Origin of the sequence: Paracoccus denitrificans (assembly GCF_900100045.1) — a bacterium.
GTDB lineage: Bacteria > Pseudomonadota > Alphaproteobacteria > Rhodobacterales > Rhodobacteraceae > Paracoccus > Paracoccus denitrificans.
Window position 1 is genome coordinate 53,768 of the sequence record NZ_FNEA01000008.1, and the last position, 14,646, is coordinate 68,413.

Sequence of the window (14,646 nt, forward strand, 5' to 3'; positions counted from 1 at the left end):
GGATCACGCTTCCGGGTCCCAGCCGCTGATCTGCTTGCTGTCCATGAACTCCTCCAGCCCCCAGACGCCGCCCTCACGCGCCCGGCCGGACGCCTTGACGCCGCCGAAGGCCGAGCCCCTGCCGCGGCTTTGGCCATTCGTCTCGATCATGCCGGCGCGCAATTGCCGCGCCAGCCGGTTGCGGCGCGCACCGTCGCCGGTCTGGACGTAATTGGTCAGGCCATAGATCGTGTCGTTGGCGATCCCGACCGCCTCTTCCTCACTGTCGAAGGGGATGATCGACAGCACCGGGCCAAAGATCTCCTGCCGGGCGATGGTCATGTCGTTGGTGACATCGGCAAAGACCGTCGGGCGCACGAAATAGCCGCGATTGACGCCCTCGGGCAGGCCGGGGCCGCCGGCGACCAGGCGCGCACCTTCGTCGATGCCCTTCTGGATCAGATCCTGGATCTTGTCCCATTGCTGCTTGCTGACCACTGGGCCGATATGCCGCCCGGGCTGATGCGCGCTTGCCACGGCCGTTTCCTCGGCCACCTTGCGGGCCTGCTCGACCGCGGTCTCATAGAAGGACCGCTCGACCAGCATCCGCGTTGGCGCGTTGCAGCTTTGGCCGCTGTTGTAGAAGCAATGCCGCGCCCCGCGCACCACCGCCTTTTCGTCGGCATCGGCAAAGACCAGGTTCGCACCCTTGCCGCCCAGTTCCAGCGCCACCTTCTTCAGCGTGTCCGCGGCGGCCTTGGTGATGGCGATGCCGGCGCGGGTCGAGCCGGTAAAGCTGATCATGTCCACGTCGGGATGCACCGAAAGCTGAGAGCCCACGCCCACGCCATCGCCGTTCACCATGTTGTAGACCCCCGGCGGCAACCCGGCCTCGTCCACGATCTCGGTAAAGACGATCGAGGACAGCGGCGCGATCTCGCTGGGCTTCAGCACCACCGTATCGCCGGCCAGCAGCGCCGGGATCACCTTCAGCGTGACCTGGTTCATCGGCCAGTTCCAGGGGGTGATCAACCCGACCACGCCGACCGGCTCCCATGCCACCATGCTGGTCGGTGTGTCGGGACGCAGCGGGCGGATGAATTCGAAACCCTTGAACGCCTCGATGAAGGTCTCGATGTGATAGCTGCCGGCGGCGGTCTGGTCGTTCAGCGACATGTCCTGCGGCGCGCCCATCTCGGCGCTGATGGCGGCGGCCATGTCGGGCGCGCGGCGCTTGTAGATCTCCAGGATCTTTTCGACATGGGCCAGCCGCTCGGCCGGGGGCGTGGCCGCCCAGGCCGGGAAGGCCGCCTTGGCCGCGGCCACCGCCGCATCGGTGTCGGCCTGGCCGCCCAGGCTGATGACCGCAACCGGCTCTTCGGTCGAGGGGTCGATGACCTCAAGGTCGTTCGGCTGGCTGGGCGCGACCCATTGGCCGTTGATGTAGAATTTCCGCTTGTCGGCAAGTCCGCTCATCCGAGCCTCCCTTGATCTGCGATTGGCCCGCAGACTGGCACCCGCGGGACCGGGCTGCAAGCGGCAGCAGGGGTGGATTTTATCACGACTGAACAGATCGAGTTGGACAATCCGCCGCGGATGCCTATCTTGGCGCCTGAGATCAACCGAAAGGATCCGACATGTCCCTGCGCATCAACGACACCGCCCCGGATTTCACCGCGAACTCGACCGAGGGCCAGATCAGTTTCCACGACTGGATCGGCGACAGCTATGCGGTCCTGTTCTCTCATCCGCGCGATTTCACCCCGGTCTGCACCACGGAATTCGGCGTCGTGGCACAGCTGATCCCCGAGTTCGAGAAGCGCGGCACCAAGGTTCTGGGCGTCTCGGTCGATTCGGTCGAGGACCACGGCAAATGGAAGGCCGATATCGAAAAGGTGGCCGGCACGCCGGCGAATTTCGCCATCATCGACGACACCGGCCTCAAGGTCGCCAAGGCCTATGACATGCTTCCGGCCGATTACTACCTGCCGACCGAGGGCCGCACGCCGCAGCATTCGGCCACGGTGCGGACCGTCTTCATCATCGGCCCGGACAAGAAGGTGCGGCTGACCATGACCTATCCGATGTCGGTCGGCCGCAACTTTGCCGAAATCCTGCGGGCGCTGGATGCGGTGCAAAAGACCGACGGCGTGCCGCTGGCCACTCCCGCGAACTGGGTGCCGGGCCAGGACGTGATCGTCGCGCTGGCGCTGGACGACGCGGCGGCCGAGGCGAAATACGGCCAGCTGAACAAGGCACTGCCCTATCTGCGCTTTGCCAAGGATCCGGCGTAAGGCCAAATCGCAAAGGCCGCGGCACCGCCCGCGGCCTTTTCACCCTCGCGCCAGCCGCCGCTTGTGGCGCCATGCGATCAGCTTGTTGATCAGCTGGCGCCGCTGTTTGATCAGCCCGTAAAGCGGGTGCCGCCCGCTTGCCGACCGCTTGCCCTTGCCGTCCTCGATCTGGCTTTCCACGCCGGTCGTCGTGACCAGCGGCGGCCAAACCGCCAGTCCCCGGTCGCTGCGGGTCAGCCAGTGGCGGAAATGATTGTCCACCCCGGCAGTGATGCGTCGATGCGTGCTGACAAAGGTCTCGGCCCCCTGCCGCGACCAGATCAGCCCGGTCGTTGTCATGGGAAAGTAATGGGCGCGGGTCAGGTCATGATGCCGGCCTGCGACCTCGAAACCCATGACCGGGGTAAATATCTTGTGCTGGCCGGCACCGATATTGATCAGATCCCAGTCGCGATCATGCCGGTCCAGCCAGTCCGACAGGATGCGCAACCCCTTGGCAAAGCCGGGCTTCAGTTGCATGTCATCCTCGAACACCACGCCATATTCGGCGCCGCTGTCCAGAAACCGCCGCGCGCAATCGAGATGGCTGAGATAACAGCCGATCTCGCCCCCGCGCAAAGGCCGGCCCATATAGGCCATCGCCCCGGCTGGGTCGTAATCGGGAAATTCCTCGATCCGCAGTGCCCTGCCGTCAAAGGCCGGGACGCGTTCGAAAGGGATGCCCGCCTCGTCCAGTTGCCGGGTGGCTGAACGAAGCCGCTCATCCGAACCGTCGAGGTTGATGAGATAGACCGGGACCAGGCGGTCCGGCGGGTCAAGGGCGCTCATGCCTCGTCCTCCCACCAGCCGGTGCGGTCGCGGCGGTGAAGCGCGCGAAGCCGGGCAAAGGCCGTGTCGTTGACCTGCATCCGGTCATAGACCGTCTTGAGGATCTTCCCCGCGTGACCGGCGGCAAAGTAAGGCTCCAGCCGCCAGTACATGTTTCGAAGAGTGTCTTCGGTTCCGACGGTAAAGACCAGCATCCCGTCGAACAATGTCACCCGCTCAGTTTGAAGCCGTTCGACCCGCTTGGGCAAAGGGGCCGATACTCCTGCACCGCGGATATAACGGTCGGATTCGTAGATCTTTACGGTATTACCCAATAGTGAGGCCATCATTGCGGCCGCGCGCGCCTGCACATCAGGGGCGTGGTCGGCAAAAGTATCCGCCGCCGAAATCAGCCAGCGGAGATTCAGATTTCCGCAAAGAAATTCTGCCTCCTCCCCCCACAGCGCAAGAAACTGCCCAAGGCTTTCGGCCGGACGCACCTCGCGGCGGATAAGCACGATCAGCGTCGCGTGATGAAGAAGAAGCTCGGGTTGGCCAGAAAATTCGCGCCTCAGATTTGCCAGGTGCAAGTCGAGAGATTTTTCTGTGCGGCCTGTCTGCACCGGCTCGCCGGCCTCGACGATCCGCTCGCGCATCGCCGCCAGGTCGGGATCAGCGGCGACATGCCGCCACGCCCCCCAACGCTTGCGGTGCTGGTTGAGCGAAAAGAAGCGCTCGATCCGGGATTTCCTGCGCCTGACCATCCACCTGTTCCCGCCGTGAATGAACCCTGTCCATCCGCTGATGTCCGGGGCCGTCATGAAAAGGACCCGGACGATGCCGGGTCCCTCCTGATGTCGCGAAAGGCTCAGCCTTCGGCGGTCTCTTCTTTCTTCTCGGGGGCGATCTCCTCGCCGGACACCTAGTCGACCATCTTCATGCCAAGGCGCACCTTGCCGCGGTCGTCGAAGCCCAGCAGCTTGACCTTGACCTCCTGGCCTTCCTTCAGCACCTCGTTGGGGTGGTTCAGGCGCTTGCCGGCGATCTGGCTGACATGCACCAGACCGTCGCGCTTGCCGAAGAAGTTCACGAAGGCGCCGAAATCGACCAGCTTCACGACCTTGCCGACATAGATCTTGCCCTCTTCCGGCTCGGCCACGATCGAATAGATCATGTCATAGGCCTTCTTGATCGAATCGGCATTGGCCGAGGCGATCTTGATGGTGCCGTCGTCGCTGATGTCCACCTTGGCACCCGAGGTCTCGACGATCTCGCGGATCACCTTGCCGCCCGAGCCGATCACTTCGCGGATCTTGTCGGTCGGAATGGTCATGGTCTCGATGCGCGGGGCATGGGCGCTGAACTCGCGGCGGCCTTCGGACAGAGCCTTGGACATTTCGCCCAGGATGTGCAGACGGCCATCCTTGGCCTGCGCCAGCGCCTGTTCCATGATCTCGGGCGTGATGCCCGCGACCTTGATGTCCATCTGCAGGCTGGTGATGCCGTTTTCCGTCCCAGCGACCTTGAAGTCCATGTCGCCCAGGTGGTCCTCGTCGCCCAGGATGTCGGTCAGCACCGCCCAGCGGCCGTCCTCTTCCAGGATCAGGCCCATGGCGACGCCGGCGACCGGCGCCTTCAGCGGCACGCCCGCATCCATCATCGACAGCGAACCGCCGCAGACCGAGGCCATCGAGGACGAGCCGTTCGACTCGGTGATCTCGCTGACCACGCGGATGGTATAGGGGAAGTCGGTCGGCGCCGGCAGCACGGCTTGCAGCGCGCGCCAGGCCAGCTTGCCGTGGCCGATCTCGCGACGGCCGGGGCTGCCGACGCGGCCCACCTCGCCCACCGAATAGGGCGGGAAGTTGTAATGCAGCAGGAAGTTGCTGCGGGAGTTGCCATGCAGCGCGTCGATGATCTGCTCATCGTCGCCGGTGCCCAGCGTGGTCACGACCAGCGCCTGCGTCTCGCCGCGGGTGAACAGCGACGAGCCGTGGGTCCGGGGCAGGAAGCCGACTTCGCAATCGATGGGCCGCACGGTCTTGTTGTCGCGGCCGTCGATGCGCGGACGGCCGTCGATGATGCCGCCACGCAGGATGCCCGATTCCAGCTTCTTCAGCGCCGAGCCCAGGTTCGGGTCCAGCAGTTCCTCTTCGGACAGGCCCGCCAGGACCTTCGCCTTGGCGACCTCGATGGCGTCGCGGCGCTCACCCTTGTCGTGGATGGCATAGGCGGCGCGCATATCGGCCTCGCCCAGCGATTTCACCCGGGCATAAAGCGCGCTGTAATCCGGCGAGGCGAACTCGAAGGGTTCCTTCGCGGCGGCCTCGGCCAGGTCGATGATCAGGTCGATCACCGGCTGCATCGCTTCGTGGCCGAACTTCACCGCGCCCAGCATCTCGGCCTCGGTCAGCTCATAGGCTTCCGATTCGACCATCATCACCGCATCGCGGGTGCCGGCGACGACCAGGTCCAGCCGCTGCTCGGGGTTCAGACGCAGGTGGTCCATGTCCTGGACCTCGGGGTTCAGCACATATTCGCCATCGGCGAAGCCGACGCGGGCGGCGGCGATCGGGCCCATGAAGGGCACGCCGGAAATCGTCAGCGCGGCCGAGGCGGCGATCATGGCGACGATGTCGGGATCGTTGACCAGGTCGTGGCTCAGCACCGTGCACATCACCAGCACTTCATGCTTGAAGCCGGGGACGAAAAGCGGGCGGATCGGGCGGTCGATCAGGCGCGCGGTCAGCGTTTCCTTTTCCGAAGGACGGGCCTCGCGCTTGAAGAAGCCGCCGGGGATCTTGCCGGCAGCATAGTATTTTTCCTGGTAATGCACCGTCAGGGGGAAGAAGTCCTGGCCGGGCTTGGGTTCCTTGGCGAAGGTGACGTTGGCCATGACGCTGGTCTCGCCCAGGGTGGCGATGACCGAGCCGTCGGCCTGACGGGCAACCTTGCCCGTTTCCAGCGTGAGCGTTTCCTGGCCCCACTGGATGGATTTCTTCACTTCATCAAACATCTGGTTTCCTCTGGCGACGCGCCGGCCCTTCCGGTCGCGTCCCGTGTCAAATGGCGGCCCCATTGCCGCCGCCCCTATCCTTCGCATGTGCCCCGGGGCCTGGCGTCACGTCACAGATGGAGACGCCCCATACAGGAAAACAAGGGATATGGGAAGTGTCTTGGGTCGCTGCCGTCCCAGGCGGATTGCCGGTGCGGCTGCATGCCGGCTCCGTTCGTGCGATCCGACGGAAAGGCCGGCTCGCCGCCGATGCGGAGGACTTGGAAAGAGCGCCGCTTGCCAGGGCGATATTCGCCCGGCAAGCGGGTCGCAAGGATGCCGAACGCCGAATATCCATGACGGCGATCCCCCGGATCCGATCTGCCGCTCTTGCCGGCTTTGCGGATCGACCGGCCCACGATGCGGCCCGCGATGCGGAACGAAAAACGCCCGCGGCTTTCGCAACGGGCGCCTCGAACTTCCGAAAGCGTGCCTGGCACGCAGCAGCCTGCCTTAGCGGCGCAGGCCCAGCTTGGCGATCAGCACGTTGTAGCGGGCTTCGTCCTTGCCCTTCAGGTAGTCCAGCAGCTTGCGGCGCTGTGCGACCAGCTTCAGCAGACCACGACGCGAATGGTTGTCTTTCTTGTGGGTCTTGAAATGCTCGGTCAGCGTAGCGATGCGCGAGGACAGGATCGCGACCTGCACCTCGGGCGAGCCGGTATCGCCTTTCTTGGTGGCGAATTCGGTCATCACGCGGTTCTTTTCTTCGACCGTGATCGACATCGGGGGCTCCTTTCAGGATCAAGGGGTTATGGCTCAGGCCGGGATGTCGTCCAGCACAGGCCCATGGAGAGATACCGCCGGAATCACCCAAGCGGATGCGGGCGTATAGGCGGAAACGGCCGCAAAGGAAAGGGTTTTCTGCCGTTCAGCCGCGCGGCGCGATACGGGTCAGGGCGATGTCGGCGACGCGCAGCCCCTCGGCCTGCAATATCCGGCCCACCGCCATCCCGTCCAGCCGGATCACGGCCGAGCCGTCGGTCTCGCGCTGCAACGAGATCCGGGGCTGGCCCCCCTCGCCGGTGCCGTGATAGCGCAGCTCGATGCGGTCCTGATGCCGGTCGAAATCGCCGATGACCGGCAGGTTTTCGCCCGGATCGTCGCCCGGAGCATCCAGCAGGAACAGATCCTCGCCCTCGCCGCCCTCGGCGAAATCGCCAGGCCCGGGATGCAGCGTGTCCCGGCCGGCGCCGCCATGCAGCCAGGCCCGGTCGGGATGGGCCGAGCCGATCAGCAGGTCGTCACCGTCGCCCCCGTCCAGATCATCCTCGCCGCGCCCGGCCACCAGCGTATCGTTGCCCGCATTGCCCGAGATCCAGTCCTCGCCATCGCCGCCGGTCAGGAAATCGTCGCCATCGCCGCCAAAGATCGAATCGTCGCCCGGACCGCCATGCACGGTGTCGTTGCCGCCCTGCCCGGCCAGATAGTCGTCGCCCGCGCCGCCCTCGATGGAATCGTCGCCGCCCGGCCCATAATCGCCGTCGCCATAGATCCAGTCGGTGCCGTCGCCGCCCAGCAGCGTGTCATTGCCCAGCCCGCCATGCAGATCGTCATTGCCGCCATGGCCGATCAGCAGATCGTCGCCATAGCCGCCGGCCAGCCAGTCCGAACCCTCGCTGCCCTCGACCACAAGTCCCTGGGGCTGATCGGGATCGTCGTCGCCGGGGTCTTGGGGCCTGTCGGGGTTCGCGCCCCCTTCGGAGTTGCGGGTCGTGGACGCCACGTCGACAGCAAGGCCCGCGAACAGAAAGCTGATCAGACTGCTCAGCAGGAACATGGCACTATCCAAACGAATCACGCAAACCTGACGGGCAGGATAGCCGGCCGTCGCCAAGGTCGCATCAGCAATATTAATAAAGGGTTAACGCGCCAACCGGCCGATGCCGCCCTCGCGGCCCGGGTGCCTAGCGGTAATCGCGCGCGCCAAAGATCGCGCTGCCGATGCGGACATGGGTGGCGCCCTCGGCGATGGCGGTTTCGAAATCCGCGCTCATGCCCATCGACAGGCCGGCAAGCCCGTTGCGGGCGGCAATGTCGCGCAGGTCGCGGAAATGCGGCACCGGATCGCGATCCTCGGGCGGGATGCACATCAGGCCCGAGATCGCCAGATCCAGCGCCCGGCACTGGGCGATGAAGGCATCGGCCTCATCGGGCAGGATGCCGGCCTTTTGCGGCTCGGCGCCGGTGTTCACCTGCACGAAAAGCTGCGGGCAGGCCCCGCGCACCTGCACCTGCCGGGCCAGCTTCGTCGCCAGAGAGGGACGGTCGAGCGTATGGATGGCGTCGAAAAGCTCCAGCGCCGGCTTCAGCTTGTTGGTCTGCAAGGGGCCGATCATGTGCAACTCGATGCCGGCGAAACGCTCGCGCCAGCCGGGCCATTTCCCCGCCGCCTCCTGCACGTAGTTTTCGCCGAATACGCGCTGGCCGGCGTCCAGCACCGCTTCGACCCGGTCGGGGGGTTGCACCTTGCTGACGGCGATCAGCGTGACCTCGCCCGCCGCGCGCCCCGAAGCTGTCTCGGCCGCGCTGATGCGGCGCCTGATCTCATCCAGTCCCATGACGGCATGATTTCCAAAAGAAAAGAGCGGGCGCAAGGCCCGCTCTTCCTGTTTCCGTATCCCGAAGGATCAGAACTCGAAGCGCACGCCGAAGTCGGCGGTCACGTTCTCGGCATAGTCGCGCTGCAGCGAAGCACCCAGGCGGGCACCGCCCAGATCGTAGTTCACGCCGATACCGAACGCGTTGTCGGTTTCGTTGCTGTCACGATCGTTGTTGGCGATGTAGGCTTCCAGGTTGGTGCGGCCATCAGCCAGGGTGTAGTCGCCGTAGAGGGCGATGGTCTTGCCGTCGTAGCCATCTTCTTCGTCGCCAGCGTCAACGAAGTTCAGACCGATGCGAGCGTTGTCCATGACAGCGTAGCGGGCGCCGAGGAAGTAGATGTCGTTGCCGTCGATGCCGGCGCCGTTGAACGCGGCGGCAGCGGACAGTTCCAGACGCTCGTTCCAAGTGTAGTCGACCGAGAAGCCGAACTCTTCTTCCACGCCGATAACCGTCCCGGACTGATCGGGATCGACATAGGAGGCTTGCAGGGTCAGGTCGCCCAGGGTGTAGAGCGCGCGGATGCCGACGCGATCCACTTCGTCAATGCCATAACCATTCGAGTCATAGGCGAAGAAGGCGCCGGTCACGGCGCTGAAGCCGACCGAACGGTCATAGGAGCCGAGTCCGGTTTCGTAGATCAGGCCGTTCGAGGCGAAGGCGGTGTCGACGTTACCGACTTCAACGGTGAAGCCTTGGGCGCTGACCCAGAGTTTGCCAGCGTTGGTCTGGGCTTCACCCTCTTCCCCTTGGTCCCACTGCAGACGGAAGCGAGCACCGAAGTCAACGCCCGAATCGGTCGAGGACGAGGCGTCGATGTTCATCCGCAGGCGGCTTTGAACCCGCGATTCATTCACGTCCGAGTCGTTTTCGTAATAGATCACACCGGTCCGGCCGTAGCCCGAGATCTTGACGTCGGCGGCAGCCACGCCCGCGGTCAGGAGCAGCGCGGTGGAGGCGATAAGAGCCTTTTTCATGATGTTTCCCTCTTGTCTCTCTCGTATGCCCCACCCGGCGGGCCGGTTTGGGGTATGCAAGTGGTGTCGCGCTTTCCCCCCCGCATTGCAACGGAATCGCATCGGCTTAGCCGGATTCCGAAAGCCTGTGATGCACATGGGCCACACCCCGTTGCAACAGCCCGCAACCGGCCGATCCCGTGCAAAAGGGGGCTTTACGCGCGCGAGCCATATCATCCCGACAGGCAAGGATCGCGCGGCGTGGCGCGGCCTCTCTTGTCGCAAGGGGCGGAATTGCGCTATGGCTCGCGCAAGGACGATCCGGGGGACACCAGATGACCAGACGCGCCGCACGGCTGACCGCCGCCCTGCTGATCTCGGCCGGGCTTGCCGCCTGTTCGGGCGGTGGCTCGGGCATGGGCTCCATGGGTTCGGCCGGCTCGGCGACCTCGGCCCCGGGCGGGAATCGCCAGGCCCAGCCGCAAGTCGCCGAACGGCGCGAGACGATCTGGGACGTGTTCTCGGACCGCCGCAATCCCAACGACACGGTGGCGGTGAACAAATACCTGTGGAACGCCAGCCTGGACGTGCTGAACTTCCTGCCGATCCAGTCGATCGACCCGTTCACCGGCGTCATCGTCACCGGCTATGGCACGCCTCCGGGCGGCGGGCGGTCCTATCGCGCCACGATCAAGGTCAGCGACCCGGCGCTGGATGCGCGTGCGCTCAAGGTTTCCTTGCAGGGTGCGGGCGGTGCGTCGGTGGCGCCCGACACCGTGCGCGCGGTCGAGGATGCGATCCTGACGCGCGCCCGGCAGCTGCGGGTCCAGGACCGCAACCTCTGATCCACCCGACCCCGCTGGACCTGCATCGGGCAAGCGGCTAATACCCTGCGGGCAATCTGTCGCCCGGAGGTTTCCATGCCCTATGATCCCGCAATCAGCGAACCGCGCTGGCAAGAGGCGTGGGAGCAGGCCGATACGTTCCGCGCCGTGCGGGACGAGCGGCCCAAATATTACGTGCTGGAGATGTTCCCCTATCCCTCGGGGCGCATCCACATGGGCCATGTGCGCAACTACACGATGGGCGACGTGGTGGCGCGGTTCAAGCGCGCGCAGGGCTTTTCCGTGCTGCACCCGATGGGCTGGGACGCCTTCGGCATGCCGGCCGAGAACGCGGCGATGGAGCAGGGCGGCCATCCGCGCGACTGGACCTATGGCAATATCGCCACCATGCGCGGCCAGTTGAAGCCGCTGGGCCTGTCCATCGACTGGAGCCGCGAATTCGCCACCTGCGACGACGCCTATGTCGCCCAGCAGCAGGCGCTGTTCCTGGACATGCTGGAGGCCGGGCTCATCACCCGCAAGTCGGCGCAGGTGAACTGGGACCCCGTGGACATGACGGTTCTGGCCAACGAGCAGGTGATCGACGGCAAGGGCTGGCGCTCGGGCGCCACGGTCGAGCGCAAGGAACTGACGCAGTGGTTCTTCAAGATCTCGGACTACTCGGATGAGCTCTTGTCGGCGCTGGACGGGCTGGAGGGCTGGCCCGAGAAGGTGCGGCTGATGCAGGCGAACTGGATCGGCAAGTCGCGCGGGCTGCAATTCCGCTTCCACACCGTCGACCTGCCCGATTTCCCGACCATCGAGGTCTACACGACCCGGCCCGACACGCTGATGGGCGCCAGTTTCGTGGCGCTGTCGCCGGATCATCCGCTGGTCAAGGCGCTGGCCGCCTCGGACCCCAAGGTCGCGGCTTTCGTCGAAGAGTGCCGCCGCATCGGCACCACCGAGGAAGCCATCGAGACCGCGCCCAAGATGGGCTTCGACACCGGCCTGACGGTGCGCCACCCGCTGGATGCCGATTGGCGACTGCCGATCTGGATCGCCAATTTCGTGCTGATGGATTACGGCACCGGCGCCATCTTCGGCTCGCCCGCGCATGACGAGCGCGACCATGAGTTCGCCACGAAATACGGGCTGCCGATCCGCGCCACCTTCGGCGAGCGCGGCATGGACCTGGAACAGGCCGATGCGCTGGTCGCCAAGGCGCCTTTCGTGCCGCTGAAATCCGAGACCGTGACCTATGTGCGCGGCTTTGCCGGCGCAGCCGACCAGACCGGCGAGGCGGCGGTGGACGCCGCCATCCGGCATGCCGAGGTCGCCGGCTACGGCGAGGGCGTGACCAAGTTCCGCCTGCGCGACTGGGGCATCTCGCGCCAGCGCTACTGGGGCTGCCCGATCCCGGTGGTGCATTGCGACGCCTGCGGCACCGTGCCCGAGGCCAAGGCGAACCTGCCGGTGCTGCTGCCGCAGGACGTCAGCTTCGAGGTGCCCGGCAACCCGCTGAACCGGCATCCGACCTGGGCCGCGACGACCTGCCCGAAATGCGGCGGCCCGGCCCGTCGCGAGACGGACACCATGGATACCTTCGTCGATTCGTCCTGGTATTACGCGCGCTTCACCTCGCCGCACGCAGCCACGCCGACCGACCGGCCCGAGACCGACTACTGGATGAACGTGGACCAGTATATCGGCGGCATCGAGCATGCGATCCTGCACCTGCTCTATTCGCGCTTCTTCGCCCGCGCCATGGTCAAGACCGGCCACCTGCCGGAAAGCGCCAAGGAGCCCTTCGACGCGCTGTTCACGCAGGGCATGGTCACGCATGAGATCTACATGACCCGCGACGAGCGCGGCCGCCCGGTCTATCACCTGCCCGAGGACGTGGTGGACGGCAAGCTGGCCGACGGCACGCCGGTCGAGGTGATTCCCTCGGCCAAGATGTCGAAGTCCAAGAAGAACGTCGTCGATCCGGTGAACATCGTCGAAGGCTTCGGCGCCGATACCGCGCGCTGGTTCATGCTTTCGGACAGCCCGCCCGAGCGCGACGTGGAATGGACCGCCGCCGGGGCCGAGGCCGCGAACCGCTTCCTTGCCCGGGTCTGGCGGCTGGCCGACGAGATCCCCGAGGACGGGGCCGACCCCGACCTGACCCGCGCCGCGCATCGCGCCATCGACGAGGTGACGCGCGCCATCGAGGGCTTTGCCTTCAACAAGGCCGTGGCCAAGATCTATGAGCTGGCGAATGCCATCGCCAAGTCGGGCGCGGGCGGCGAAAGCCGGCGCGAGGCGCTGCGCATCATGGCGCAACTGATGGCGCCCATGGTGCCGCACCTGGCCGAGGAGATCTGGATGAAGGCCGGCGGGCAGGGCATGGTGGTCGATGCCACCTGGCCCAAGGCCGATCCAGCGCTGCTGGTTTCCGACAGCGTGGTGCTGCCGATCCAGATCAACGGCAAGCGCCGGGCCGAGATCGAGGTGCCCAAGGACATGCCCAAGGACCAGATCGAGGCCATCGTGCTGGCCGACGAAACCGTGCGGCGCTTCATGGAGGGGCAGGCGCCGAAGAAGCTGATCGTGGTGCCGGGGCGGATCGTCAATGTCGTGGTCTAGGCGGGCGGTCATCCTGGCCGCGCTGGCGCTGGCGGCTTGCGGCTTTTCCCCGGTCTACGGGCCGGGGGGCACGGGCGGCAAGCTGTTCGGCCAGGTCCGCACCGCCGATCCGCGCACGCCGGACGACTTTGCCTTTGCCGGCCGCATCGCCGAACGGCTGGGGCCCGAAGCGAATGCCCGCTTCCTGCTAGACTACAGGCTGCGCATCGCCGTGGTGCCGCAGGCGATCACCCCCGACGAGGTAACGACGCGCTATGCCCTGAACGGCAGCGCCGATTTTACCCTGACCGAAGCCGGAACCGGCCGCGAGGTGACGCACGGGCAGGTCAGCAGCTTTACCTCGTATTCCACGACCGGCACCACCATCGCGACCATGGCGGCCGAGCAGGACGCGCATGAACGGCTGGCGCGGATGCTGGCCGACCAAGTGGTGACGCGGCTCCTGGCCGTCCAGCCCGACGCGGTGCCATGATCCTGAAGGGCGCCGAGATCGGACGCTACCTGGCGCGGCCCGATCCGACGCGGCCGGCGCTGCTGCTCCATGGGCAGGACGCGATGCGCGTGGCGCTGAAGCGCGCCGAGGCGGTCAAGGCGCTGGTCGGGGAGGGCGCCGAGGAAGAGATGCGCCTGACCCGCATTCCCGGCGCCGATCTGCGCAAGGATCCGGCAGCGCTTCTGGATGCGGTCAAGGCGGTGGGCTTCTTTCCCGGCCAGCGCGTGGTGCTGGTCGATGACGCGCCGGACGCCGCCGCGCCCGCCGTCGCCTCGGCAATCGCGGAATGGAAGCCGGGCGATGCGGTGATCGTGGTCGCAGGCGGTGCCTTGGGCAAGTCCTCGGCGCTGCGCAAGCTGTTCGAGCCGCATCCCGCCGCCGTCACGGCGCCGATCTACGACGACCCGCCCGGCGAGGAGGAGATCGGGCGCTGGCTGAAGGATGCCGGCCTGCGCGAGGTGCCGCGCGACGCCATGCGCGACCTGATGGCGCTGTCCCGCGCACTGGATCCGGGGGATTTCCGGCAGACGGTGGAAAAGATCGGGCTTTACAAGCATGGCGACCCCGAGCCGCTGACCCCCGCCGAGATCGCCGCCCTGGCGCCCGCCACCATCGAGGCCGAGGTGGACGAGTTGATCGATTGCGTGGCCGAGGGCCGCGCGCGAGAGTTCGGCACGCTGATGCGGCGGATCGAGGGGCAGGGCACGGTGCCGGTGACGCTGTGCATCGCGGCGCTGCGGCATTTCCGGGCGCTGCATGCCGGGGCCTCGGACCCGGGCGGGCCGGGAGCGGGGCTTTCGCGGCTGCGGCCGCCGGTTTTTGGTCCGCGCCGCGACAGGATGATTCGCCAGGCGCAGGATTGGGGGATGCGGGCGCTGGAGGATGCGATCCACCAGTTGATCGAGACCGACCTTGTGCTGCGATCCTCGTCCCGGGCGCCGGCCATGGCGCTGATGGAGCGGATGCTGTTGCGGCTGTGCATGATGCCGCGGGGCGGGCGGTGACCGAG

13 protein-coding genes are annotated in these 14,646 nt (G+C 66.1%); 5 read left to right on the top strand and 8 right to left on the bottom strand.

Translation table 11 applies throughout. The annotated features are described in order from the left end of the window. Positions 1 to 3: 3 nt before the first annotated feature. Positions 4 to 1,455, bottom strand: coding sequence for an aldehyde dehydrogenase family protein (locus BLT64_RS08460; protein ID WP_011749030.1), 1,452 nt, complete (start codon positions 1,453 to 1,455; stop codon positions 4 to 6). Between the two features lie 161 nt (positions 1,456 to 1,616). Here BLT64_RS08460 and BLT64_RS08465 point away from each other — a divergent pair, with 161 nt between their 5' ends. After that, complete coding sequence (locus BLT64_RS08465; RefSeq protein WP_011749031.1) at positions 1,617 to 2,273, top strand: peroxiredoxin; 657 nt, start codon at positions 1,617 to 1,619, stop codon at positions 2,271 to 2,273. A 39-nt stretch (positions 2,274 to 2,312) separates the two neighbouring features. Here the strand turns inward: BLT64_RS08465 and BLT64_RS08470 are convergent, their stop codons facing one another. From BLT64_RS08470 to BLT64_RS08500, 7 genes are all read right to left on the bottom strand, one after another. Beyond that, a complete protein-coding gene (locus tag BLT64_RS08470) occupies positions 2,313 to 3,101 on the bottom strand; it encodes a glycosyltransferase family 25 protein (RefSeq protein WP_011749032.1) in 789 nt (262 codons plus the stop codon). Next, the gene (locus tag BLT64_RS08475; RefSeq protein WP_041530308.1) at positions 3,098 to 3,844 is read right to left on the bottom strand and encodes a hypothetical protein; all 747 of its coding nucleotides are present in this window, start codon (positions 3,842 to 3,844) and stop codon (positions 3,098 to 3,100) included. Before BLT64_RS08475 ends, BLT64_RS08470 begins: the two co-directional genes overlap by 4 nt. Before the next feature lie 158 nt (positions 3,845 to 4,002). Next, positions 4,003 to 6,096, bottom strand: coding sequence for a polyribonucleotide nucleotidyltransferase (gene pnp, locus BLT64_RS08480; protein WP_074810414.1), 2,094 nt, complete (start codon positions 6,094 to 6,096; stop codon positions 4,003 to 4,005). 492 nt (positions 6,097 to 6,588) lie between these two features. Continuing rightward, on the bottom strand, positions 6,589 to 6,858 hold the full coding sequence (rpsO, locus tag BLT64_RS08485; RefSeq protein WP_011749035.1) for a 30S ribosomal protein S15: 270 nt from the start codon (positions 6,856 to 6,858) through the stop codon (positions 6,589 to 6,591). Between the two features lie 145 nt (positions 6,859 to 7,003). After that, on the bottom strand, positions 7,004 to 7,912 hold the full coding sequence (locus BLT64_RS08490; protein WP_049792338.1) for a calcium-binding protein: 909 nt from the start codon (positions 7,910 to 7,912) through the stop codon (positions 7,004 to 7,006). A 127-nt stretch (positions 7,913 to 8,039) separates the two neighbouring features. Further along, positions 8,040 to 8,693, bottom strand: a complete 654-nt coding sequence (locus BLT64_RS08495) for a YggS family pyridoxal phosphate-dependent enzyme (protein WP_011749037.1) — start codon at positions 8,691 to 8,693, stop codon at positions 8,040 to 8,042. A 69-nt stretch (positions 8,694 to 8,762) separates the two neighbouring features. Next, positions 8,763 to 9,710 (bottom strand): porin, encoded by a 948-nt coding sequence (locus BLT64_RS08500; RefSeq protein ID WP_074810417.1) that lies wholly within the window; start codon positions 9,708 to 9,710, stop codon positions 8,763 to 8,765. A gap of 314 nt (positions 9,711 to 10,024) precedes the next feature. Here BLT64_RS08500 and BLT64_RS08505 point away from each other — a divergent pair, with 314 nt between their 5' ends. The 4 genes from BLT64_RS08505 to holA all read left to right on the top strand — a co-directional run bounded on the left by BLT64_RS08505 (position 10,025) and on the right by holA (position 14,641). Next, positions 10,025 to 10,534, top strand: a complete 510-nt coding sequence (locus BLT64_RS08505; RefSeq protein ID WP_011749039.1) for a DUF3576 domain-containing protein — start codon at positions 10,025 to 10,027, stop codon at positions 10,532 to 10,534. A gap of 75 nt (positions 10,535 to 10,609) precedes the next feature. Next, positions 10,610 to 13,144, top strand: coding sequence for a leucine--tRNA ligase (leuS, locus tag BLT64_RS08510; RefSeq protein ID WP_011749040.1), 2,535 nt, complete (start codon positions 10,610 to 10,612; stop codon positions 13,142 to 13,144). Then, positions 13,131 to 13,616: an LPS assembly lipoprotein LptE gene (gene lptE, locus BLT64_RS08515; protein WP_011749041.1), complete on the top strand. Its 486-nt coding sequence runs from the start codon at positions 13,131 to 13,133 to the stop codon at positions 13,614 to 13,616. The genes leuS and lptE overlap by 14 nt, the downstream gene beginning before the upstream one ends. Further along, entirely contained in the window at positions 13,613 to 14,641 is a 1,029-nt protein-coding gene (gene holA, locus BLT64_RS08520; protein ID WP_011749042.1) for a DNA polymerase III subunit delta, read from the top strand. Before lptE ends, holA begins: the two co-directional genes overlap by 4 nt. Positions 14,642 to 14,646 lie beyond the last annotated feature (5 nt).

Coding starts and splice junctions, on each gene's coding strand:
- BLT64_RS08460 (WP_011749030.1), bottom strand. CDS start 1,455: ATGAGCGGACTTGCCGACAAGCGGAAATTCTACATCAACGGCCAATGG.
- BLT64_RS08465 (WP_011749031.1), top strand. CDS start 1,617: ATGTCCCTGCGCATCAACGACACCGCCCCGGATTTCACCGCGAACTCG.
- BLT64_RS08470 (WP_011749032.1), bottom strand. CDS start 3,101: ATGAGCGCCCTTGACCCGCCGGACCGCCTGGTCCCGGTCTATCTCATC.
- BLT64_RS08475 (WP_041530308.1), bottom strand. CDS start 3,844: ATGGTCAGGCGCAGGAAATCCCGGATCGAGCGCTTCTTTTCGCTCAAC.
- pnp (WP_074810414.1), bottom strand. CDS start 6,096: ATGTTTGATGAAGTGAAGAAATCCATCCAGTGGGGCCAGGAAACGCTC.
- rpsO (WP_011749035.1), bottom strand. CDS start 6,858: ATGTCGATCACGGTCGAAGAAAAGAACCGCGTGATGACCGAATTCGCC.
- BLT64_RS08490 (WP_049792338.1), bottom strand. CDS start 7,912: ATGTTCCTGCTGAGCAGTCTGATCAGCTTTCTGTTCGCGGGCCTTGCT.
- BLT64_RS08495 (WP_011749037.1), bottom strand. CDS start 8,693: ATGGGACTGGATGAGATCAGGCGCCGCATCAGCGCGGCCGAGACAGCT.
- BLT64_RS08500 (WP_074810417.1), bottom strand. CDS start 9,710: ATGAAAAAGGCTCTTATCGCCTCCACCGCGCTGCTCCTGACCGCGGGC.
- BLT64_RS08505 (WP_011749039.1), top strand. CDS start 10,025: ATGACCAGACGCGCCGCACGGCTGACCGCCGCCCTGCTGATCTCGGCC.
- leuS (WP_011749040.1), top strand. CDS start 10,610: ATGCCCTATGATCCCGCAATCAGCGAACCGCGCTGGCAAGAGGCGTGG.
- lptE (WP_011749041.1), top strand. CDS start 13,131: ATGTCGTGGTCTAGGCGGGCGGTCATCCTGGCCGCGCTGGCGCTGGCG.
- holA (WP_011749042.1), top strand. CDS start 13,613: ATGATCCTGAAGGGCGCCGAGATCGGACGCTACCTGGCGCGGCCCGAT.